Source organism: Dermatophilus congolensis (assembly GCF_900447215.1).
In the GTDB taxonomy this organism is placed as follows: Bacteria; Actinomycetota; Actinomycetes; order Actinomycetales; family Dermatophilaceae; genus Dermatophilus; species Dermatophilus congolensis_A.
The window spans coordinates 2,401,820-2,421,604 of record NZ_UFYA01000001.1 but is presented as its reverse complement, the minus strand read 5'-3'; the positions used below and the strand labels follow the sequence as shown (position 1 = coordinate 2,421,604).

Genomic DNA, 19,785 nt, shown 5'->3' with positions numbered 1-19,785 from the left:
TAGAGAACGCCTCAGTTCGACACGATGACTGCAACAGCACCATCGTTCGCAGCGCTCAAATTGCGTCCTGTCATTGTGAAACGGTCACCGTTTGTCACAACTACGGGCGTAATCATCGATGGAACCTTTGCCTCCTGTGACCTAAGGTCACACGAGATGATCGGTTCCCCAGCTTGCACCCACCGCCCAGCCTGAGCATGCGCCGTAAACCCCTCACCTTTAAGACCCACTGTGTCGATACCGATGTGAACCAATACTTCTGCACCAGCGTCCGTGCGAATCGCAAACGCGTGCATGGTCTCAGCTACCAGCACAAGCTCACCTGCCACCGGAGCACGGAACACACCCTCATCCGGAAGAACTGCGAAGCCATCTCCCATAATTTTTTGAGCGAATACGGGGTCCGGTACCTCCGTGATATCAACAGCTCGGCCTTGTACCGGCCGATATAAAGCTTCATGCGCAACGTGCGGCTCCATGTGCGTCTCTCCGACGATCTGTCGTTTCCATTTACGCAGCAGGTCCAACATTTGTCTGTCCTTTCTCAGGCTCAGTCATCGAAACTGAGCGCATTCGTGAATGCTTTAGCGCTTTCGGGATTACGGCGTAGCTGATGTGTTCCTTGGCCACGTCCTCACATACGGCGTCGACACAGAGCAACATGAGCTGCTCATGATCGATGAATGCGATAAACAGATTTTCGGGGCGAGATAAAGCGCTCAGGGATGTGATCGCTCGTGTGGAGATGGGTGCACATTGTTGGTCCTTGAAGCCGCGGCGTAAGAGCCAGCTCTGGGGCTTAAAAATCAGGCGCGATATGAACGCACTGTGTGAGGTGTTGTGAAGGGGGCATCGACTCCCGCGAGGTGGGACGTTGCCATGCGCGATGAGGGGGTGAAACGCCTGCTTCTGCTCATCCCAGGGCTGTGCCTATTGCCTGGGCGGGATCGCGGTCAGGGGTGGTGACACCTGCAGAGTGGCGGAGCAGTACGGGGGACATGTTTCCTCGGCGACGTTGACGACGTTAATCGGGCAGCACGGCTCGATTGCGCGCCTCAGGTTTTGCCGAAAGTTACAAGCCTGATAACGAGCGATAGTTCGTGTATGACGCTACTACAAACAGGCTCGCGTGGTGACAAATTTTTCGGGTTGAAAATACTGTCAGCGAATGACGCGGGTGAGAAATCCGAGAATGAATCTCGGTACTGCACCGTGAAGTGAACAAAGTTGGGGCAGAAGGTCGCTGACGTGAACGCGTGCGGTCCCGGTAGAAATTCTAGTCCCGTTCTGTGTGGCTTCAAGAGTGATGGTGGTCGTGGATTTCCACACACGCAGGGGGTTAGGCAGGAGCCGGCGGGTAGCTCGTAGCGTTTTGACACCGTGAAGTTCGACTGGCCCGTTTAGGTCGGCTACGTCGAGTCGATAACGCATTACACGGGCGTTGCCTTCGCGGGCGAGGATGGTGACATCTCCTCCGGTGATGGAACCGGAGAAACCTGGGCCAGTCGCTTTCCCACTTTCAATGATTCCGGTGAACCCTTGGTCATGGTTTTCGGGGTGGTTGAGGCGGACGCGCAAGTGGCAGAGGTCGAACCCTTGTCCGCGCATGGTTTCTGTGAAGGTGGTCACCGACATGCTGTGGTCACTTCCGTGGGTGTGGGGGTTGAGTTGCTGGTGCGGGTAGCAGCAGTAGCGAGGGTGAGAGTTTTGGCGATGAAGTTGGTGATGTGGTGATTGGCGGCTGGTCCGATTGGCCAGGCTTCGATGTCAACGCCATGGCGAGCACCGTGGCAGGTTCGGAAGGTGATGTTGGCACCGGTCTTTTTAGCTACACCTGTAGCCCACGTGGCAACTTTTTTAGCGTCGATGTAGCGGTCGTGTTCGGGGTCGGATCCGATGATGAGCGTAGGTAGCCCGACCGGAAGGGGGTGTGCTGCAGCAATGGTGGCTTCGGTGAGAAGTCGGGTGGCGAAGAGAGGGTTATAGAAGGGTGATGCGGGTGTGGGTGGGGCGGCTACGGGAGCGTCTGTGTCGTGGGTGAGGGTGCGTGCTCGAGCGATGCCGTCGCCTCCGACGAAGGGCAGAGGGGCGACGGCGGGGGTTTCGAGGATAAGTGCGCGAATGGGGCGGGAGAATCGATGTAGGCGGGTTGGTTCTTGTGCGATGCGGGTGGCGATGAGTCCGCCGAAGGACCATCCGGAGAGGATGAGTGGGTGTTTGGTGTGGGTGGCGTGTTCGACTCGGGCTGTGAGTTCGGTGAGGTCGTCGATGCTCCAGCGGTCAATGGGAGCTAGGCGGGATTTGCCGTGGGAGGGCAGGTCGTAGGAGATGACGCGCATGCCGCGTTGCGCGAGGCTGGTGAAGAGTGCGCGGTGGTTGTCGAGTCGGTCGGCGTGGCCGTGGATGAAGAGAACATCGGCGACGGCTGGAATGGTGGGTTCGAGGACACCGACGCGGGTGGTTCCGCCGCCAGCAAGGTCGCCTATGTCGAGTTGGCGGGTGTGTAATCCGGGGACGGTGGTAGAAGGTGTCCAAGAGGGGTCGTGCCAGGGGGCGACTGATGCCGGTGGCATGTCGGTTTTTGCGTTGGCTGGGCTGCGCAGGTCGCGGACGTCGAGAAGGATTGTGGCGATGATGGAGATGATGAGGGCGAGGACGAGGAAGCTGCCGCGTAGGCAGTTGCGTATGGCGTTGAGGAAGGTGTTCATGGGGTCTCGTTCTCGTGGTGGAGGAGGCGTTCGGCTGCGCGTTCTGCGAGTGCAGCGATAGTGAGTGCGGGGTTGGCGCCCAGGGATGTTGGGCTGGCTGCACCGTCGATGACGTAGAGGCCGGGGTGAACGGCGGTACCTGTGGTGTTGCCGTGTCCTGTGTAGACGCGGTGGTCGCGGTCGATGACGCCTGTATCGACGTTGGGCCCCACGGCTGCTCCGCCGAGGGCGTGGACTGTGACGGGGGATTGTGCGGGGATTCCGCTGCGTCGGACGAGGTGTCGAGGGTTGGAGATGTGGATGGATTCTCCGGTTTCGCTTAGGTGGGCGAAGTCGTCTTGTTGTTGGCGGTAGATGTTTTGGCGGTGGGCGTCGGGCCAGTGGACGGTGGGTTCGCCGCGGGGTCCGAGTCGGACGGTGCCGTTGGCTTCGTCTGTTCCCATTGCTAGCCAGAGTTGAGAGTGTTCGATGGCGCTGCAGCCGGGTGGGCATCCGCCAGGGCGTAGGTCGCAGTAGATGCGTTCGTCTCCGCTGAGGGCAAAGCGTCCAGCGAGGAGGCGGCGCAACATGGTTGCGATGGGGTATGGGATGACTGCGTCTTGGATGAGGTGGCCGTGGGCACCGTTTCGGCGGTCGATCATGCGGGCGATGGTGGGGCCGTATTCGCTGTCAGGGGCGAATTGGTCGCGGGCACCGATTCCTGCTTGGCGGGTGATACCTGCGTTGTAGGAGAGGGCGAGGGAGTCGGCATTGCCGGAGAATCGGTGTCCGAGGTTGGGTGAGAGGGCGAGGCCGGCGGCGGAGCTGCGTAGGAGCAGGGCGGTGGTTCCTAGTGCTCCGGCGGAGAGGATGACGGTGGTGCAGTCGAGGGTGAAGGGTGTGCGTTCGTAGTGGGCGCCGACGTAGTTGAGGCGCCATCCGCGTAGGCGCCAGCGATGGTGGGGGTTGGGTGAGGGTTCGATGGTGCGGACTTCGGTGCGGGTGACGATGCGGGCGCCTGCGCTGTGGGCTAGGGGTAGGTAGCTGGCTCGCATGGTGGTTTTTGCGCCAACGTTGCATCCGGTGACGCAGTTTCCGCAGTGTGTGCAGGTGTTTTGTTGGATTCCGTGGGGGTTGGGTTCGTTGGGGCGGGTGAGGTTGACGGCTACGGGGACGGGTTTGACGGGGAGTTTGTGGTGGTGGGCTAGGCCGGTGAGGGGTTCGACGTGTTTGGGGGCTCGTTGGACGTGTTCGGGGCGAAGCATGGCTCGGACTCGCCCGATGTAGGGGGTGAGGGTGCGTAGGTTGATGCCTTCGGGCCAGTGGGGGTCGTTGAAGACTTCTGGTTCTGGGGGGAGCATGACGTTGGCGTAGATGAGGGATCCGCCGCCGAGACCGTTGGCGATGAGGCGGTCTACGTCTAGGCCTAGGGCGAGGTCGAATAGGCCCATGGGGTTGTGGCGGGTGCGGATGTTGCGGCGGACGCTGGCGAAGTCGTCGGGGAATTCGCCGGGTATCCATTCGCGGCCACGTTCGAGTAGGAGGATGTCTTTTCCTGCTTGGGCTAGGCGTGCGGCGGCGACGGAGCCGCCGAATCCGGAGCCGATGATGACGGTGTCGGCGTCGGTGGGGAGGTGTTCGGTTTCGAGTCGTGGCCAGGTGGGGTGGGGGCCGGTGGTGTGTGTGTTGGGTGTTGTTGGTGTTGTGGTCATGGTTATGCGGTGTGGGTAGTTCGGGCGTCGTTGAGGATGACATCGGCGGCGCGTTCGCTGGCGGCGTAGATGGCCATGAGTGGGAAGAGTGCGGGGATTTTAGGGAAGGCGGATGCGTCGACGACGCGGAGGTTTTCGGCGCCGCGGACACGGAAGCGGGAGTCTAGGACTGCTTTGGGGTTGTTGTCTGGGCCCATGGGTGCGGTGCATGAGGCGTGGTGGCCCCATGCGTCGCGGCGGATGAGGTTGTCGAGGTCGGGTCCGTTGATGGTGGGTCCTGGGTAGATTTCGTGGTCGCGGGCGGCGTCTGTGAAGCGGAGTTTGCGGGCGAGGTCGTTGACGGAGCGGGCGTGGCGGAAGCCTTGTCGCATGGCTGCGAGGTCGGCTTGTGCGCCGGGGGTGTTGGTTCCGTCGTCGAAGTAGCGGAAGTTGATGTCGGGTGTGGTGGTGGGGTCGGCGGAGCGGAGGCGGACGTATCCGGACATGCTTTGTTGGTATCCGCGGATGATGGCCCAGTTGAAGTGGCGGCGGCTGCGGACTCCGTCTTCGGCGAAGTTGGGTCGGTAACCGGTGAAGTGGGAGGGTGCACCGAAGATGAAGAGTTCTGGGTGGTCGGAGCCGCCGTCGAATTTTTCTTTGAGTCCGATGAGTAGGCCGTTGGAGCGGTAGAGGGCGTTGGGGTCGCCGGAGCGCCAGCGTTGGAGTTCGAGGTCGCTGGGGGCGCCGAAGGCTGCGTCGCGTAGGAGGGCGAATCGGCGGTCGAATTCTGTGACGACGGTCATTTCGTATCGGTCTTGGAGGTTTTCGCCAACGCCGGGTAAGGCGATGATGGTTTGGATGCCGTGGCGTTGCAGTTGTTTGGGGTCGCCGATGCCGGAGAGCATGAGCAGTTGTGGGGTGTTGAATGCGCCGGCGGCGACAATGACTTCGCGGCGGGCGGTGATGTGTCGGCGATTTTTGTTGCGTTGGTCGGTGTTGATGCGGTGTTGGATGGGGCTGGCGCCGTAGGCGCGGGGTGAGATGACCAGGTCGATGCCGGTGGCGCGGGGGCGGTTGGCGCGGCCGCGGTCGAAGGTGATGCGTTCGACGAGGGCGTCGGTTTGGAAGAAGAGGTGTCTGGTGAGGCGTGGGGCGGCGTCGAGGAGACGGTCTCGGGTGCCGTATCTGTGTCCGTTGCGGCTGGATTGGGGTACGAGGCATGCACCGGTTCGTGTTGCTTCGACGGCGGCGGGGTCGTTGGGGTCGAAGAGGGTGCCTTTGGCAGTGAGGTTGTTGAGGTCGATGTCTGCGGGGGTGAGGTTGTGGGCTGGGTGTTGGGTGATGGTTGCGGTGACGATGCGGGCGAGGGTGGTGTCGCGGGCGAGCAGGGCTGCGGGGCTGGTTTCGATGGGGAGCCATTCGCGGACGCGTTGGAGATATTTGTTCATGATGGCGGCGTTCCAGGACGGGTCGCCGGTGTGGCGTGCGATGTAGTTCCAGTCTTCGAGTTCGGGGGCAAGCATGAGCAGGGCGTGGTGGGTTGTACATCCGCCGAGGGTGGAGGCTCGGGGGTAGAGGACTCCGCCGTGTTGGGGAATGTATGCGCTGCCGTGTTTGGTTGGGTCGGTGTAGTGCTTGACCCAGAAGTCCCAGCTGATTTCTGGGTCGGAGGAGGCGAAGAGGTGGAAGGCTGGGACGTCGTAGACGTCGCGGGATGAGGTGGCGGGGCCTGCGTCGACGACGAGGACGGTGTGTCCTGCTTCGGCGAGTCGGACGGCGAGGGGGCCGCCGCCTGCTCCGGAGCCGATGATGATGTAGTCGTATTCGGTGCGGTTGTCGGTGGCGGAGCTGTCGATGGTGGGGCGTCGGGGGCCGGCGTTGGGGGTGGGGACCCAGTCGTGGCGTAGGGCTGCGGCGCTGGCTGCGGCGAGGGTTGCTCCGGCGGTGAGTCCTGCTGTGAGGAGGTTTCGGCGGGGGACCATCATGGGGTGACCTCTCGTCCGTCGGTGCGGCCGGTGGGTGGTACGGGGCCGCGGCTTAGGGCTGTGGTGATGATGAGGGCGCCGATGAGGGCGAGGATGAGTGCGGCGGTGTAGGGGGCAGGTTGGGTGATGAGGGTTGTTGCGGTGGCGAGGGCGGCGAGGGCGGCGAGGGCGGCAATTCCGGTGCGGGTGTCTGCGCCAGCGTGGCGGGTGATGCGGATGAGGAGGGTTCCGTAGGCCATGACGATGATGAGGGTGGTCCAGGGGGTGGGGGTGGTCAGGGTGGTCAGGACTGATCCCCATAGGAGGGCGGCGTGGGCGGTGAGGGTCCACCAGCCGGTTCGAGTGCCGTGGTGAACTGCGAGGGCGCAGGCGGCGAGGGCGCAGGCGGCGCCGAGGAGCAGGCCTGGCCAGGGGTGGGTGGGAGTGAGGTGGCTGGCGATGGCAGGTACGGCCCCGGCGAGAGTTTGGATGATGAGGGCGGTGAGGATGGTGGTGCGTGTGGTGGGCCAGAGGCGCTCGTCGGGGGTTTTTTTGGTGGTGAGTCCGGCCAGGGTGGAGCACAGGAGGATGAGTCCGGCCATGGTTGCGATGTCGGCGCCGTCGATGGCGATGGTGTCGTGGGTCCAGGGGTGCAGGAGGAGAGTGAGGCTGACGGGCAAGGTGAGTGTGGTGGTGATGGCCAGGATGTGGGAGTACTGGATGTTGGTGAGCCAGAAGAGTCCGATGGCGCTGAGGATGAGTGCGGGGATGGGTGGGATTTCGTAGAGGTGGGCGATGGCGGCCCAGGGCAGGGCGGTGAGGATGGTGATGGCTAGGTGGATGGGTGAGCGGAGGGTGGCGGCGATGGCTAGGTTGAGGGTGATGGCGATGAGCAGGGTTGAGGTGAGTGCGCCGCCCCAGCCTAGGAGTGATGACCAGGTGAGGGTGAGCAGGAGGGTGAGGATGCCGGCCCAGCCGCCGAGGGTGTGGGCGATTTCGGTGTTGCCGCGGCGGGCATTGCGGATTCCTGTTGTGATGAGGATGGCGGCAACGGCGGTGAAGACGGTTGGGTAGATGGGTGCGGGTAGGGCTGGGAGGAGTTGGGCGACGATGAGCACGATCGCGGCGACGAGGAGTAGAACTCCGATGTTGATTCCGAGGAGCCGGGCTCGTTCGCGTGCGGCTGTGCGGTTGGGTCCGGAGTTCGGGGCGGTCACGTTGAGTAAGTATTCAGCATGTGGCTGCGTGGAAGTTTGAGGTTTCATCTTTTTGTGATGTGGAGTGGTGTATGGGTGGGGTCAACGATTTCGGTGGCAGGTGGTGGGGGTGGTGGGGTGCCGTGGTCTCCCCAGGTGTTGGTGTCGAAGCGTTCTCGGTCGTGGGGGTCTAGGAGAGCGCTCATGTCGGGTCCGCTGGGGATGATTTGGGTGGGGTTGATGTCGGTGTGGACGCCGTAGTAGTGCTGTTTGATGTGCAGGAGGTCGTTGGTGTCGCCAAATCCGGGGGTTTGGAATAGGTCTTTGAGGTAGTTCCAGAGGTTGTGCATGGTGGAGAGGGGTTGGCGGTTGCATTTGAAGTGGCCGTGGTAGGCCAGGTCGAATCGGATGAGGGTGGGGTAGAGGCGTAGGTCGGCTTCGGTTATCTGGGGGCCCATGAGGTAGCGGGTGGTGGCGAGGCGTTCTTCGAGGGTGTCTAGGGCTGTCCAGAGTCGGTTGTAGGCGGCTTCGTATTGTTCTTGGCTGCCTGCAAATCCGGCGCGGTATACGCCGTTGTTGATTTCTGTGTAGATGTATTTGATGAGTTGGTCGAGTTCGTGTTGTTGGTGGTGGGGGTAGAGGTTAGGTGAGCCTTCGCGGTGGAGGTGGCGCCATTCTTCGCCGAGGTCGAGGGTGATTTGGTTGTAGTCGTTGGTGACGACGGCGCCGTTGTGGGTGTCGACGATGGCGGGGACGGTGATTCCGCGTGGGTAGTTGGGGTGGCGTTTTTCGTAGGCGTCTTTGAGATGGTGGATGCCCAGGATGGGGTCTTTGCCTTCGGGGTCGAGGTCGAAGGTCCAGCTGTGTTTGTCGTGGGTGGGGCCGGCGATCCCCATGCTGAGGACGTTTTCGAGTCCGTAGATGCGTCGGGCGATCATGGTGCGGTTGGCCCAGGGGCAGGCTCTGGAGACGATGAGGCGGTAGCGGTGTGGTTCGACGGGGTATCCGTCGCGGCCGTCGCGGGTGATGCGGGTGGTGATGTATCGGGTGTCGCGCTCGTAGGGTTTTCCTGCGGTGACGTAGCTTCCTTGGTTGGTGTTTTCCATGGGGTGTCCTTGGTGGTTGGGGTGGGTTCCATCTCATTTTAGTTGAAACTGCAACTATTGAGGTGGGGTGCTTTAGGAAAACAATCGGCACCCTGTTGGCAGCAAAGAAGCGCCAGGCACAGTGAAATTGGGGCTCTATCGGATGCGGTTGCCACTGCGACCGCGGAGGCGATCAAGTTCGCGGCGTTCGCGTTTGGTGGGACGTCCCGCGCCGGGTTCCCGGACAGCTACTGCAGCGGGGCGGAATTGGCGTGGGGGCGCGGGCGGGGAAGTATCAATGACTGCTTCGGCAGCTACTGGCGCACCGACGCGTTTATTGAGCAGCTGCACGGCCTGCAGAATGCGCGTGCCTTCAATCTTACGAACTTCGACTTTGCTGCCGATTTTGACGTTGGAGGATGGTTTGGCTTTGTTTCCATCAATGGTGACTCGCCCGTTTTTGCAGGCGCTGGCTGCGAGTGAACGTGTTTTATAGACGCGGACAGCCCATAGCCACACGTCAATCCGTACTGTGCTGTTCTCCGCCATCGGTTTAGCGTATCGGGACAGCATGGCGGGGCGGAGGGTTGCTCGCTGTGGGCGTTGATCGGCTTAGACGAGGTAGGAAGTCGAATGAGTATTGGGGTTATCCCTGATGGCTTGCGGGATTTCAGGGATGTGTGGGAAGGATTTCGTCTTTTCGATGTGACTCCGGTGCGCGGCGGAGATGTGGCGAGGTCTTTTCGGGCTCAGACTCCCGATGGTGCTGTGTTTATCAAGGTATTGCCAGATCCGGTGCCGGGGATGTTTGAGCATGAAGCATTGGGACTACAGGCATTGCGAGAGCATGCTCCGGCATCTTTGAATGTGCCGCGGGTGCTGTCTTCATCGCGGCGGGGGTTGGTGTTGGAGTGGGTTGATGAAGGTGAGCGCGGGTCGGCAGTGATTGAGGAGGAGTTTGGTCGAGGATTGGCGGGGCTGCATGGTTCGTCGAATGAGTTTTTTGGTGGGGTCAGTGACGATACTCGGGGGGTTTTAGGGACGGTCGGCCTGGATGAGCGCCCCTGTGACCGGTGGTCGGAGTTTTTCGCAGAACGCAGGCTGGTGCCTTTGACGGAGCAGGCAGTAGCGGTAGGCAGGTTAGATCCACGTGCGCGGGGCTTGGTGGAGCGGTTGGCACAAAGGGCAGATGAATTATGTGGGGCTGTGGAGCCGCCTGCTTTATTGCATGGGGATTTATGGGCGGGGAATCGTCTTGTTGATGTGAATGGCAGGAATTGGTTGGTGGATCCGGCTGTTTTTTGGGGGCACCGAGAGTACGACGTGGCGATGATGATGTTGTTTGGTGGGTTTGGTTCGCGGGCTTTTGCTGCTTATGAAGAAGTTGCGCCATTAGCGGACGGTTGGAAGTCGCGCGTGCGGTGGTATCAGCTTCCTCCTTTGTTGGTACACACCATCATGTTTGGGGGTTCATACGGGAATGAAGCTTTAGCTGCGATGGGTGCATATTTGTGAGCGTCACGCGTTGGGCCGCTACAGACAGTCGACCAGGACGGTTTTTCAGGGCAACTGTGCTGGATGCGGAATGATCCCGTAAGTCTGTTCTATCCACATACCTTCTCCACATTGTGGACGAACTGTTTTATCCGGTGAACACGCAGGTCAAGCCCTCTATTTTCACCGCATTGAGGGCGCTCAATTTCGAAGATCGTGGGTCTTTTTGTTGAGGTAATCGAGTTTTTCTCACCGTGTATGGACAAGTTTTCTGCCGGGAGGTGTCTCCTGTATTCATCGTGGATGAAATACAAGAGAGTCTTCTCTTAGCTGAACAGATCAGGCGCGTCGTAGCTGGCTTATACGGCGTGGGCCGCTGCCAGCAACTACCTTTGTTTTGTGCGTATCTCGACTACAGCCCTTGTCGTGTCCTTGGCCGCATTGACCCTCACGGCGTGCGGCTCGTCGTCTAACAATGCCGGAGCAGATTCATCCTCCCAGAGCGCCTCAGCGTCGCAACCAGCCAGTGCTGCTCCTACGGGAAAGGTGGAATGTCCTCCTGCCGATGGCGCAGAGAAGCGGACTACCCAGTTCCCTGGGCCAGCGCCGCAATGCATCGATGACAAAAAGACGTATACCGCGACGGTGAAAACTGACGTAGGTGAGTTCGATGTACTGCTGGATCAGAAGAAAGCACCAAAAACGGTGAATAACTTCGTGTTCCTCGCACGGAACAAGTACTACGACACCACGCCTTTCCACCGCGTAATCAAAGACTTCATGATCCAAGGTGGTGACCATGAAGGAACTGGTCGAGGTGGCCCCGGGTACCGAATTGAAGATGAGTTCCCGCAGCAAGGCGAGTACAAAGTTGGCTCGATTGCGATGGCAAATACAGGCGAGCCCAACTCTGGCGGGAGCCAGTTCTTTGTGGTGACTGGTGAGGCAGGCGTGGGTCTGCCTCCGAATTACTCCCTGTTTGGTCAGGTCACTAAGGGAATGGACGTCGTGAAGAAAATCGAGGCAGACGGCGGTGAGGCTGGCGACCAGGCTGGTGTACCGAGCAAGGTGCACAAGGTAGAGAAGGTCACTATCACTGAGAAGTAACGCCTCCCGCATGAGGGAGAACTGACCGTCGGCGACATGTGTCGCCGACGGTCTCGTCATGTAGAGCGCTTGCCGGATTGTTATATGTAGGTGTGGTAGGCGCAGCTGACCTGGCGCTTATAGGCGCATTCAAGGTAGGGGTTGCGCAGAATGGCTGCGACGACGATGGCTGAAGCCCACAGGGCTAGGAGCGCTGTGCTTTGTTTTCCACGTGCTGTTGGAGGCCAAAGCAGCACCGCGGCCGCGCCTAGCAGGTATGCGGCGGCGATGATCCACCAGCTTTTCTGACGAGCACGGAATGCGATCCAGGCGAACCCTGACCAGGCGATGAGGCCTGCGCCGAGCAGGATGGGCAGCATCCATACACTGTGTCGGGCTCGCCAGATGGTGTCGTGACGGGGGTCGAGCATCTGTCTTTCTGGGTTTGGGTGCTTAGTGAGTTGGTGGTCTGCACGACACGGCTCCTCGAACGCACCGTGCAGACCACCGCATGGTTCACCTCGCACCTCCAGTTACGAGGTGAACCAGTACCGCGCGTGCCTACTTAGTCCTCTTTATTGAGGTCTGCTTCGACGCGGCGGTGGGCTTCCCAAATTTCTTCGGGCAGGTTGGGGAATTGTTCGAGGTGCTCGGCACGGAAGCCCATCTCTTGCTTCCAGCGAGGCACGTCGATGGAAAGGATGCGGTCGAGGTCTTCCTGGGGAATGTCAAGTCCTTCCAGGTTGAGCTCATCTTGGGTGGGGAGGACCCCGACGGCGGTTTTACGGCCTTTGGCCTTACCTGCTTTGAGGTCCATTAGCCACAACAGTGCGCGCAGGTTTTCGCGGAATCCGGGCCAGAGGTAGTGGCCGTCTTCAGGGTCACGGGCAAACCAGTTGACGTGGGCGAATAGCGGTTTGTCTGTGGCTCGACCGATGACGTCGAGGTAGTGGCGGGCGTAGTCACCTTCGGAGTAAGACATGAAGGGTCGGTTGGACATGGGGTCGTAGCGCAGTTGTCCGTCGACACCTTCGGCGGCGAAGGTGGCTTCGGCTCCGAGGGTGAGGCCGTCGTAGACGCCTTCGGCCAGATCGGTGATGGCGCGAATGAGGGGTTCGCGGTCACGGGTACGGCCGCCGAAAATGATGGCGTCGATTTCAACGCCGACGGGGTCGTTGTAGTCAGGCGCAACGTTGGGAACGTTGGCTAGGGTGCTGGTGAAGCGGCTGTTTGGGTGGGCCCAGGGTTCGTCTTTTTCGGCCTCGCTGCGTTCGGCGATGGCCTGGCCTTTCCAGTCGTACCAGCCGTCGAGGTCGGCTGGCGGGGTTGGGGTGCGGCCTTCCCACCAGACTTCGTGAGTTTTGGTGTTGTAGGCAATGTTTGTGAAGATCGCGCCGCTGCCTTCTTGGACGGCTGCGATGGCGGTGGGGTTGGTTTTTTCGTTGGTGTCTTTTGCGACACCGAAGACACCGTTTTCGGGGTTGAGGCCCATGAGTTTGCCGCTCTTTTCGTCAACCCAGAGCCAGGCAATGTCGTCGCCGTAGAACTTGACGCTGTAGCGGTCGCCGAGTGCATCTGGCGGCAATGTCATGGCGAGGTTGGTTTTGCCAGATGCGCTGGGGAATCCACCGGTGATGTGGTACTTCTTGCCGGTTTCTTTGTCTTCAATTCCTAGGAGGAGGTACTGCTCGCCAAGGAATTTTTTGCTGGCCCAGCCGTCGTAGGCGGCTTGGCGTAGGCCGTGGGCGATTTTTCCCAGGAGGGCGTTGCCGCCATAGGAGGATCCGAAGTGCAGGATGAGTCGTTCGTCGGCGACGGTGACGAAGTATCGCTTGTCTTCTGGGGTTCCTTGGCCGAGGTTTTCCAGGTCGCCGGTGACATGAACGGCGCGGACGAAGGTGTCGGGGTCTTCGAGGTTGTTGATGAGGTCAACGCCGACACGGGCCATGCGGATCATGTGGAGTACGACTGCACGGTTGTCGGTGAGTTCGACTCCGGCGGCGTATTTTTCCAGGGGTGATCCGGGCTGTGCCATGAGGTAGGGGATCACGTACATGGTTTTGCCTTCGCTCGCACCGCGCATGAGGTTTTCGAGCAGTGGCTTCATTTCACTGGAGTGACGCCAGTTGTTGTAGACGCCTTTATCTTTTTCATCGGCAGTGGCAACGATGGTGCGTGATTCTGATCGGGCGGTGTCTTTGGAGTAGCTGCGTGAGTAGTAACGCCCTTGGCCTGCGGGTTGAAGTTCGCCGGCGTCGAGTGCTTCTTGGATGAGGCGGGCATCGTCGGATGCGCTGACCACTTCGACGTTTTTCGCTCCGGTAATTTCTGCCCAGTGACTGACGAATTCGCGCACGGACGCGTTCGTCAATCCGGCCTTGTCCATCGCTGCAACTACATCAACCACGTTGTCGACCGTCCTCAGTTTGCGTCGTTAGGTATCGCGGCTACGGTGCCGCTTGCTTACACGGTACGCATGTATGCGTTTTCATAGCTCACTGAGCAGTGTCGTCTTATTATTTGACACAAGTTTGTCCGAGATTGGTTTTTTGTATGTGTATGCCTGGTGCCATTCGGCCACGTCATCACGGCTAGGTGCCCTGCGGCATGGGATGGTCGGAGATGTACTGCGTCTCTGCGGCGGGTGTCCTGTCGTGGAGTTTTGCCGTTACCCCCAAACTGCAAGGAGCTAGCCATGCCGGATAAACCTGACCTGTGTGACGAGGGCGAGCGCCACGACGCAAACATCGCCACCCAATTTGAGCTCAACCAGGCGTTTATTGACGAGGTGGGGGTCGAGAAAGCTGAGCAGCTTCGAAGTATGCTCACCAAGCTGACTGCCGCTGGTTTCACCTCCACGGATGCAGCGGAAAAAGAGCTGCGCTCGCGCTTGTCTGTGTTGGGTATTGAGGTTTCTGATCCGGAAGTGACGGCGTTCGCGGATCAGATTGTGCGGTCGGTGGGGCCGGTGAGTGTTTTCGATGATGGGTCCACTCCCCCGCATCAGTGAGTGGGTCCGCGTGGCAAGGCTGTTGGTGTGACGTTGTGGTCTTGCCACGCGGACATGTTTGTTAGGAGAGGCTGTCGCGTAGCGAGGCGAGCCACATGGCAACGGCAACAGCGCCGGGGTCGGTGTAGCCGCGTCCTCGTTCACCGACGTAGCTGGCCCGGCCTTTGCGGGAGACGCCTTCTTCTGTGGAGGCAGCGCCTTCTTCAGCTGCGTTGACGACATCGTTCCAGGTGCGTTTTTCGCATGCAGCGGTGGCTGCGGGCAGGAGGGCGTCAACCATGGTTCCGTCGCCGAGTTTGGCTCCTCCCAGTTCACACATGGCGTGTACGCCTGCGGAGAATGCTTCAGGCCAGGGGGTTCCTTGGTCGAGGGCTTCGGCTGCGCGTAGGAACATGATGGCGTAGAGCGGTCCGGAGGTTCCGCCGACGTCACGTCGGGCTATGTGGCAAAGGCGGCGGAGTTGGTCTGCTCCGCTGCCTTTTCCTGGGTTTTTTTGCCAGGCTGCGGCTCCGCGGGCGAGGGTGGAGCCGAGGTCTCCGTCTCCTACGTTGCGGTCGGCGTGGTCGAGTTTTTCGCGGTTGTCCAGGAGCATCGCGCAAGCGGTGTCGATGGCGTTGTGGATTCGTTCGTCGGTGTTGTTTTCGCAGTGGTCGCTGGTGGGGTCTTCGGGTGCTTCGATCCAGGTAATGCGGGCGTTGTGGGGTCCGGCTCCTGGCCAGGCGATGGAGGTTGTGGGGGCGTCGAGGTGGGTGAGGAGTTCCTCGTCGATGGCTAGGAGGGTGACGGAGATGCCGATCATGTTGATGCTTGTCATGACGGGTCCGGCCCAGATGCGGGTGAGGTCGAGGTCGAGGTTGTTGATGGCTTTGGCGGCGGCACGGGTAGCGATGTCGAGTTCGAGGGCGGATGTGGCGCCTGCTGAGCCGATGAGGGCTACGACTTTTTGCCCGGGAGCGTAGCCGCGGTCAGCGGCGATGCGCGTAACGAGGGTTTTAACGAGTTCGTCTGCGTTGGTGAGTTTTTCGCGACTGACGCCGGGTTCTCCGTGGATTCCTAGTCCGAGTTCAACTTCGCCGGTGGGCAGGTCGAATCCGGCGTCGGTGGCGCCGGGGACGGTGGCGCCGGTGAGGGCGACGCCCATGGTTCCTACAGATTCGGCGACGCGTCGCGCGGTGGCGGCAACCTCGTTGAGGGGTGCGCCTGCGGCGGCGAGGGCTCCTGCGATTTTGTGGACAAGCACGGTGCCGGCCAGGCCGCGGCGGCCTGCGTTGTCTGCGGAGGTGGCGAGGGCGACGTCATCGGCGACGGTGACGACTTCGATTTTGAGGCCTTCGCTTCGGGCGACTTCGGCGGCCATACCGAAGTTGAGGCGGTCGCCGGTGTAGTTCTTGACGACAAGGAGTGCGCCTGCCTCGCCGGTGACGGCGCGGATGCCATCGAGGATGGCGTCAACGCTGGGGGATGCGAAGATTCCTCCGGCGATGGCGGCGGTGAGCATTCCGTCGGCGACGTATCCGGCGTGGGCGGGTTCGTGGCCGGCGCCGCCGCCGGAGATGATGGCGACAGGTACTTGGTCGCGGCGTCCTTGGGCGATGGCGTGGGCGGTGGCGGCGTGTACGGCGATGGTGCGGTCTTTGAGCAGGGCTAGTCCTGGCTGGGTGAGCGCGACTCCTTCCAACAGTTCGGGAACCACGTCTGCGGGGTTGTTGATTAGAGAAGTCATTTGCACAGGCAAGCACATTCGTTGGCTGTTGTGTTGGGGGTGTGCGCGTGTGGGGGGCGTTGTGGTGATTGGGGTTTGACTCCCACGTTGGAGGGCCCACATGGCGGGAAGGTGAAAAGATCACGGCCATGTTTGGTGTTGGTTTTGTGATGGGGCCGGTGTCCTGAAGTGACGTATGTGCAGCGTTTGGTGGGTAAGCGGGCGTGGAGTGTCATTGTGGTGGCGGTTGTGGTGGTTGGGATTGGGTTGTCGTTGTTTTCGCATAATCCGCGGGTAGCTGCGGCGTTTGCTGCGTTTCGGCGGGTGGCAGTTGTGGTGGTGCCTGGGATTGAGGATTGGCTTCCGGGTGGGGTGGGTTCGGCGGGGGGTGTGCAGGCGAAGGTTTCTGCTGCGGAGGTGGCGGAGGCTAAGGGTGCGTTGGAGCAGTTGCCTGTGGTGACGCGGCGGCGGGTGGAGGGGTATTCGCGGGAGGTATTTGGGCCTGCGTGGAGTGATAACACGGATGCTGAGTTGGGGCACAACAGTTGTGATACGCGTAATGACGTGTTGGCGCAGCAGTTGCGTGATGTGACGTTTAAGGAGGATGCGCGAGGCTGCACTGTGTTGACGGGTGTTTTGGATGATCCGTATACGGGTAAGACGATTCGGTTCTCTAAGCAGAAGGCTTCGGCGGTGCAGATCGACCATGTTTTTCCGTTGTCTGCCAGCTATGACTTGGGAGCGTCGTCGTGGTCTGCGGCGAAGCGGGCGAAGTTCGCGAATGATCCGGTGTTGAATTTGTTGGCGGCTGATGGTCCGGCGAATGGGTCGAAGGGTGATAAGACGCCGGGTGATTGGATGCCGCCGAATAAGGGGTTTCATTGTGCTTATGCGGTGAAGTTCATCAAGGTGACTAAGGCGTACGGTTTAAAGCTTGATCGGGCGGATAAGCCTGCGTTGGAGAAGGCGTTGCAGTCGTGTTCGTGAAGATTTGTGGGATTACGTCGGTGGTTGATGCCTGTGTGGTGGTGGAGGCGGGGGCTGATGCGGTGGGTGTGGTGATGAGTGAGACAAGCGTGCGTGGGGTGGGTGTGGAGGTGGCTGGTCGGGTGGTGGAGACGGTGGGTGGGCGTGTGTCGACGGTGTTGGTGACGAATGATTTGCCTGTGCGTGTGGCTGTTGATGTTGCGCAGAGATTGGGGTTTTCGGTTTTGCAGTTGCATGGCAGTGCATATGGTTTTGAGGATTTCGTGGCAGCGGCGGAGGTTTTTCCGCGGGTGTGGCGGGCGACGTCTTTTTCGCAGGCGGGGGTGTTGGACGCACGGGCTTGGGGGGCGGAGGTGTTGGTGTTGGATGCGCCGCGGCCAGGTGAGGGGCTGGCGTGGGATTGGTCGGTGTTGGGGTCGCAGTGCCCGGTAGGTGAGTGGATGTTGGCGGGTGGTCTGCATCCGGGGAATGTGGCTGAGGCGGTGCGGGTGGTTTCGCCGTGGGGGGTGGATGTGGCCAGTGGTGTGGAGGTTCGTCCGGGTGTGAAGGAGCCGGAGAAGGTATTTGCGTTTGTGGAGGCGGCGAGGTCGATTTAGGGGGTGTGTGGTGGTTGGGGGTGGGTTTCGATGGCGGGGATGGCGATGGGCATGGTGTCGGAGGCGGTGTGCACTGTGTGGTGGAAGCCTTTGTATGCGGCGACGGTGATGCCGACGACGGGGATAGAGAGGAAGAGTCCGATCATTCCGAGGGCGGCGGCGCCGGCGGTGGAGAGGAAGAGGGTGATGACGGGTGGGAAGCGGACGGCGCGTGACATAAGGAGTGGGGAGAGGAGGTTGCTTTCGGTGGCGATGACGATGGTGACCAGGATGAGTGTTTCGAGGCCGAGGTTGATACCGCCAAAGAAGAGGGATATGGCAATGCAGATGGCGCCGGCGATGGTTGATCCGATCATGGGGACGTAGCCAAGGATGAAGGTGACAAGTCCGAGGGGGATTGCGAGAGGGACTCCCAGCCATTCGAGACCGATGCCGATGAGAATGCCGTTGACGAGTCCGGTGAGAGTGGAGGCGAATGTCCACCAGCGGGCGGTGATGGTGGCTTCGTGGAGGGCGTTGCGGGCTGCGTTTTGGTAGCGGGGTGGGGCGATGTGGGTGATGGCGTTGGTGAGTTGTTCGGCGCCGATGAGGGTAAAGACGGTGGCGGCCAGGGCGAGGGCGGTGATGGATGCTGTGGCGGTGGCGATGTTGAGGCTGGTGATTGCGGCTCCGCTGAGGCTGGTGATGAGTTGGTCTGTTCGGGAGGCGACTTGGTTTTGGAGGTTGTCGACTGTGTGTTGGGGTAGGACCCAGCCTTGTTTGATGAGCCATTTGTTGGTGGCTTCGACGCTGCCGACGGCGGCGGTGGAGATGGTGGGGGCGGCGTTGATGAGTTGGATGATGGTGGCCCAGAGGAGTCCGGCAACGAGCAGTCCTGTGGTGAGAACGACGAGAATGGCAGCGACGGGGCGGCTGAGGGGGCGGCTGAGGGGCTTGGTGACGGGCCAGAGGAGGGAGGCCAGGACGAAGGCGAGGAATGCTGCGATGGTGACGATGTAGATGTGAACGGCGATCCAGATGATGAGCAGGAGCGCGGCGACGGTGACGAGGAAGCGGGTTGCTAGGACGGCTTCGGTGCGTAGTAGTTGACTGCGGTGGCGGGGGGTGGGTGTTGCGGGGGGCACAGTTCCAGTATTGGTGCTGTTTGGGGTGCTGTTGGGTTACGGCGCGGGGTTTTTCGTTTGGATGTCGGGGACGGTTATGAACGTCCGGATGACCTGTCTTTGACAAGGCCCCTTTATCATTTATGAAGGATGTGGCGCATCCTGCCACATGTGATTTTGCCGACAATGCCGTTGGTGGGTTGTACGGGTCGGGCTCGTTCACTGCGGTGTCGCGGGTTGTGGTTCGTGTGCTTGGCCAGGCGGACAGGAGATTGCAATGAAGCTGGGTTTGATCGGGTTGGGAAAAATGGGTGGCAATATGCGGGAGCGTCTTCGCCGTGCTGGCCATGAGGTAGTCGGTTTTGACACAAATCCGCAGATCGCTGATGTGTCGTCGGTGGAGGAGATGATTGCTGAGCTTCCGTCTCCTCGGGTGGTGTGGGTGATGGTTCCTGATGCTGTGACGGGTCAGGTTATTGAGGAGGTTGCGGGGTTTTTGTCCTCGGGTGATCTGGTGATTGATGGGGGTAATTCACCTTGGTACAACGATGAGGCGCATGCGGCGTTGTTGGCGCAGAAGGGTGCGCATTTTGTGGATTGTGGTGTTTCGGGTGGTGTGTGGGGTTTGCAGAACGGTTATGCGTTGATGGTGGGTGGGCCGGATGAGGCGGTGGCGTTGGCTCAGCCGATTTTTGATGCGTTGCGCCCGCAGGGTGAGTTTGGGTTTGTGCATGCTGGTGGGCATGGTGCAGGGCATTTCGCGAAGATGGTGCATAACGGCATTGAGTATGGGTTGATGCAGGCGTATGCCGAGGGTTGGGAGTTGCTGGAGAAGGCTCCGCAGGTGGTGAATGTTCCTGAGGTTTTCAAGAGTTGGCGTGAGGGAACGGTTATTCGTTCGTGGTTGCTTGATTTGATGGATAACGCTATGGATGCGGATCCGCATTTGGACAAGATTGAGGGGTATGCGGCGGATTCGGGTGAGGGGCGTTGGACGGTGAATGCTGCGGTGGATTTGGGTGTTCCGGTTCCGACTATTTCGGCGGCGTTGTTTGCGCGGTTTGTGTCGCAGCAGAAGGATAGTCCGGCGATGAAGATGGTTGCGGCTATGCGTAAACAGTTTGGTGGGCATGCCACGAAGGAAGAGGCTGACGGCTGAGTTTGGGGTGATGTGTCAGCGGCCC

18 protein-coding genes are annotated in these 19,785 nt (G+C 60.6%); 6 read left to right on the top strand and 12 right to left on the bottom strand.

All coding sequences use genetic code 11. The features are described from left to right. Positions 1 to 11: 11 nt before the first annotated feature. The 8 genes from DXZ77_RS10620 to DXZ77_RS10590 all read right to left on the bottom strand — a co-directional run bounded on the left by DXZ77_RS10620 (position 12) and on the right by DXZ77_RS10590 (position 9,172). Positions 12 to 530, bottom strand: a complete 519-nt coding sequence (locus DXZ77_RS10620; protein ID WP_208304209.1) for a PTS sugar transporter subunit IIA — start codon at positions 528 to 530, stop codon at positions 12 to 14. A gap of 631 nt (positions 531 to 1,161) precedes the next feature. Continuing rightward, the gene (locus tag DXZ77_RS10615; RefSeq protein WP_115032064.1) at positions 1,162 to 1,629 is read right to left on the bottom strand and encodes a hypothetical protein; all 468 of its coding nucleotides are present in this window, start codon (positions 1,627 to 1,629) and stop codon (positions 1,162 to 1,164) included. Further along, positions 1,626 to 2,708: an alpha/beta hydrolase gene (locus DXZ77_RS10610; protein ID WP_115032062.1), complete on the bottom strand. Its 1,083-nt coding sequence runs from the start codon at positions 2,706 to 2,708 to the stop codon at positions 1,626 to 1,628. Before DXZ77_RS10610 ends, DXZ77_RS10615 begins: the two co-directional genes overlap by 4 nt. After that, entirely contained in the window at positions 2,705 to 4,399 is a 1,695-nt protein-coding gene (locus DXZ77_RS10605) for a GMC family oxidoreductase N-terminal domain-containing protein (RefSeq protein WP_115032060.1), read from the bottom strand. The genes DXZ77_RS10610 and DXZ77_RS10605 overlap by 4 nt, the downstream gene beginning before the upstream one ends. 2 nt (positions 4,400 to 4,401) lie before the next feature. Continuing rightward, complete coding sequence (locus DXZ77_RS10600; RefSeq protein WP_181816125.1) at positions 4,402 to 6,363, bottom strand: GMC family oxidoreductase; 1,962 nt, start codon at positions 6,361 to 6,363, stop codon at positions 4,402 to 4,404. Next, on the bottom strand, positions 6,360 to 7,559 hold the full coding sequence (locus DXZ77_RS12130; RefSeq protein WP_181816124.1) for a hypothetical protein: 1,200 nt from the start codon (positions 7,557 to 7,559) through the stop codon (positions 6,360 to 6,362). The genes DXZ77_RS10600 and DXZ77_RS12130 overlap by 4 nt, the downstream gene beginning before the upstream one ends. A 44-nt stretch (positions 7,560 to 7,603) precedes the next feature. Further along, complete coding sequence (locus DXZ77_RS10595; protein ID WP_115032056.1) at positions 7,604 to 8,644, bottom strand: glutathione S-transferase family protein; 1,041 nt, start codon at positions 8,642 to 8,644, stop codon at positions 7,604 to 7,606. 135 nt (positions 8,645 to 8,779) lie between these two features. After that, entirely contained in the window at positions 8,780 to 9,172 is a 393-nt protein-coding gene (locus tag DXZ77_RS10590; RefSeq protein ID WP_115032887.1) for an RNA-binding S4 domain-containing protein, read from the bottom strand. Between the two features lie 84 nt (positions 9,173 to 9,256). On the opposite strand from DXZ77_RS10590, the gene DXZ77_RS10585 reads away from it, so the two are divergent. Together DXZ77_RS10585 and DXZ77_RS10580 are read left to right on the top strand one after the other, a co-directional pair. Beyond that, the gene (locus tag DXZ77_RS10585; protein ID WP_115032055.1) at positions 9,257 to 10,138 is read left to right on the top strand and encodes a fructosamine kinase family protein; all 882 of its coding nucleotides are present in this window, start codon (positions 9,257 to 9,259) and stop codon (positions 10,136 to 10,138) included. Positions 10,139 to 10,762: 624 nt separating this feature from the next. Next, the gene (locus tag DXZ77_RS10580; protein WP_231935425.1) at positions 10,763 to 11,224 is read left to right on the top strand and encodes a peptidylprolyl isomerase; all 462 of its coding nucleotides are present in this window, start codon (positions 10,763 to 10,765) and stop codon (positions 11,222 to 11,224) included. A gap of 80 nt (positions 11,225 to 11,304) precedes the next feature. Here DXZ77_RS10580 and DXZ77_RS10575 read toward each other — a convergent pair whose 3' ends face one another. Both DXZ77_RS10575 and DXZ77_RS10570 read right to left on the bottom strand, forming a co-directional pair. Further along, entirely contained in the window at positions 11,305 to 11,634 is a 330-nt protein-coding gene (locus DXZ77_RS10575) for a hypothetical protein (protein ID WP_115032053.1), read from the bottom strand. 134 nt (positions 11,635 to 11,768) lie between these two features. Then, positions 11,769 to 13,610: a phosphoenolpyruvate carboxykinase (GTP) gene (locus tag DXZ77_RS10570; protein ID WP_115032051.1), complete on the bottom strand. Its 1,842-nt coding sequence runs from the start codon at positions 13,608 to 13,610 to the stop codon at positions 11,769 to 11,771. A gap of 288 nt (positions 13,611 to 13,898) precedes the next feature. Between DXZ77_RS10570 and DXZ77_RS10565 the strand changes: the two genes are divergently transcribed. Continuing rightward, positions 13,899 to 14,213 carry a hypothetical protein gene (locus tag DXZ77_RS10565; protein WP_115032049.1) on the top strand — a complete coding sequence of 105 codons (315 nt, stop codon included), beginning with the start codon at positions 13,899 to 13,901 and terminating at the stop codon, positions 14,211 to 14,213. A gap of 61 nt (positions 14,214 to 14,274) precedes the next feature. On the opposite strand, the gene DXZ77_RS10560 is transcribed toward DXZ77_RS10565, so the two are convergent. After that, positions 14,275 to 15,936 carry a dihydroxyacetone kinase family protein gene (locus DXZ77_RS10560; protein WP_115032047.1) on the bottom strand — a complete coding sequence of 554 codons (1,662 nt, stop codon included), beginning with the start codon at positions 15,934 to 15,936 and terminating at the stop codon, positions 14,275 to 14,277. A 168-nt stretch (positions 15,937 to 16,104) separates the two neighbouring features. Here DXZ77_RS10560 and DXZ77_RS10550 point away from each other — a divergent pair, with 168 nt between their 5' ends. Both DXZ77_RS10550 and DXZ77_RS10545 read left to right on the top strand, forming a co-directional pair. Continuing rightward, positions 16,105 to 16,902, top strand: coding sequence for an HNH endonuclease family protein (locus tag DXZ77_RS10550; protein WP_147279279.1), 798 nt, complete (start codon positions 16,105 to 16,107; stop codon positions 16,900 to 16,902). Then, the gene (locus tag DXZ77_RS10545) at positions 16,899 to 17,498 is read left to right on the top strand and encodes a phosphoribosylanthranilate isomerase (protein WP_220181637.1); all 600 of its coding nucleotides are present in this window, start codon (positions 16,899 to 16,901) and stop codon (positions 17,496 to 17,498) included. Before DXZ77_RS10550 ends, DXZ77_RS10545 begins: the two co-directional genes overlap by 4 nt. Here DXZ77_RS10545 and DXZ77_RS10540 read toward each other — a convergent pair. After that, complete coding sequence (locus tag DXZ77_RS10540; RefSeq protein WP_115032039.1) at positions 17,495 to 18,622, bottom strand: AI-2E family transporter; 1,128 nt, start codon at positions 18,620 to 18,622, stop codon at positions 17,495 to 17,497. The two genes, DXZ77_RS10545 and DXZ77_RS10540, sit on opposite strands and share 4 nt — an antisense overlap. Positions 18,623 to 18,878: 256 nt before the next feature. Here DXZ77_RS10540 and gnd point away from each other — a divergent pair, with 256 nt between their 5' ends. Beyond that, positions 18,879 to 19,760 (top strand): phosphogluconate dehydrogenase (NAD(+)-dependent, decarboxylating), encoded by an 882-nt coding sequence (gene gnd, locus DXZ77_RS10535; protein WP_115032038.1) that lies wholly within the window; start codon positions 18,879 to 18,881, stop codon positions 19,758 to 19,760. Positions 19,761 to 19,785: the final 25 nt, after the last annotated feature.

Coding starts and splice junctions, on each gene's coding strand:
- gnd (WP_115032038.1), top strand. CDS start 18,879: ATGAAGCTGGGTTTGATCGGGTTGGGAAAAATGGGTGGCAATATGCGG.
- DXZ77_RS10590 (WP_115032887.1), bottom strand. CDS start 9,172: ATGGCGGAGAACAGCACAGTACGGATTGACGTGTGGCTATGGGCTGTC.
- DXZ77_RS10565 (WP_115032049.1), top strand. CDS start 13,899: ATGCCGGATAAACCTGACCTGTGTGACGAGGGCGAGCGCCACGACGCA.
- DXZ77_RS10560 (WP_115032047.1), bottom strand. CDS start 15,936: ATGACTTCTCTAATCAACAACCCCGCAGACGTGGTTCCCGAACTGTTG.
- DXZ77_RS10620 (WP_208304209.1), bottom strand. CDS start 530: ATGTTGGACCTGCTGCGTAAATGGAAACGACAGATCGTCGGAGAGACG.
- DXZ77_RS10575 (WP_115032053.1), bottom strand. CDS start 11,634: ATGCTCGACCCCCGTCACGACACCATCTGGCGAGCCCGACACAGTGTA.
- DXZ77_RS10585 (WP_115032055.1), top strand. CDS start 9,257: ATGAGTATTGGGGTTATCCCTGATGGCTTGCGGGATTTCAGGGATGTG.
- DXZ77_RS10610 (WP_115032062.1), bottom strand. CDS start 2,708: ATGAACACCTTCCTCAACGCCATACGCAACTGCCTACGCGGCAGCTTC.
- DXZ77_RS10595 (WP_115032056.1), bottom strand. CDS start 8,644: ATGGAAAACACCAACCAAGGAAGCTACGTCACCGCAGGAAAACCCTAC.
- DXZ77_RS10605 (WP_115032060.1), bottom strand. CDS start 4,399: ATGACCACAACACCAACAACACCCAACACACACACCACCGGCCCCCAC.
- DXZ77_RS10600 (WP_181816125.1), bottom strand. CDS start 6,363: ATGATGGTCCCCCGCCGAAACCTCCTCACAGCAGGACTCACCGCCGGA.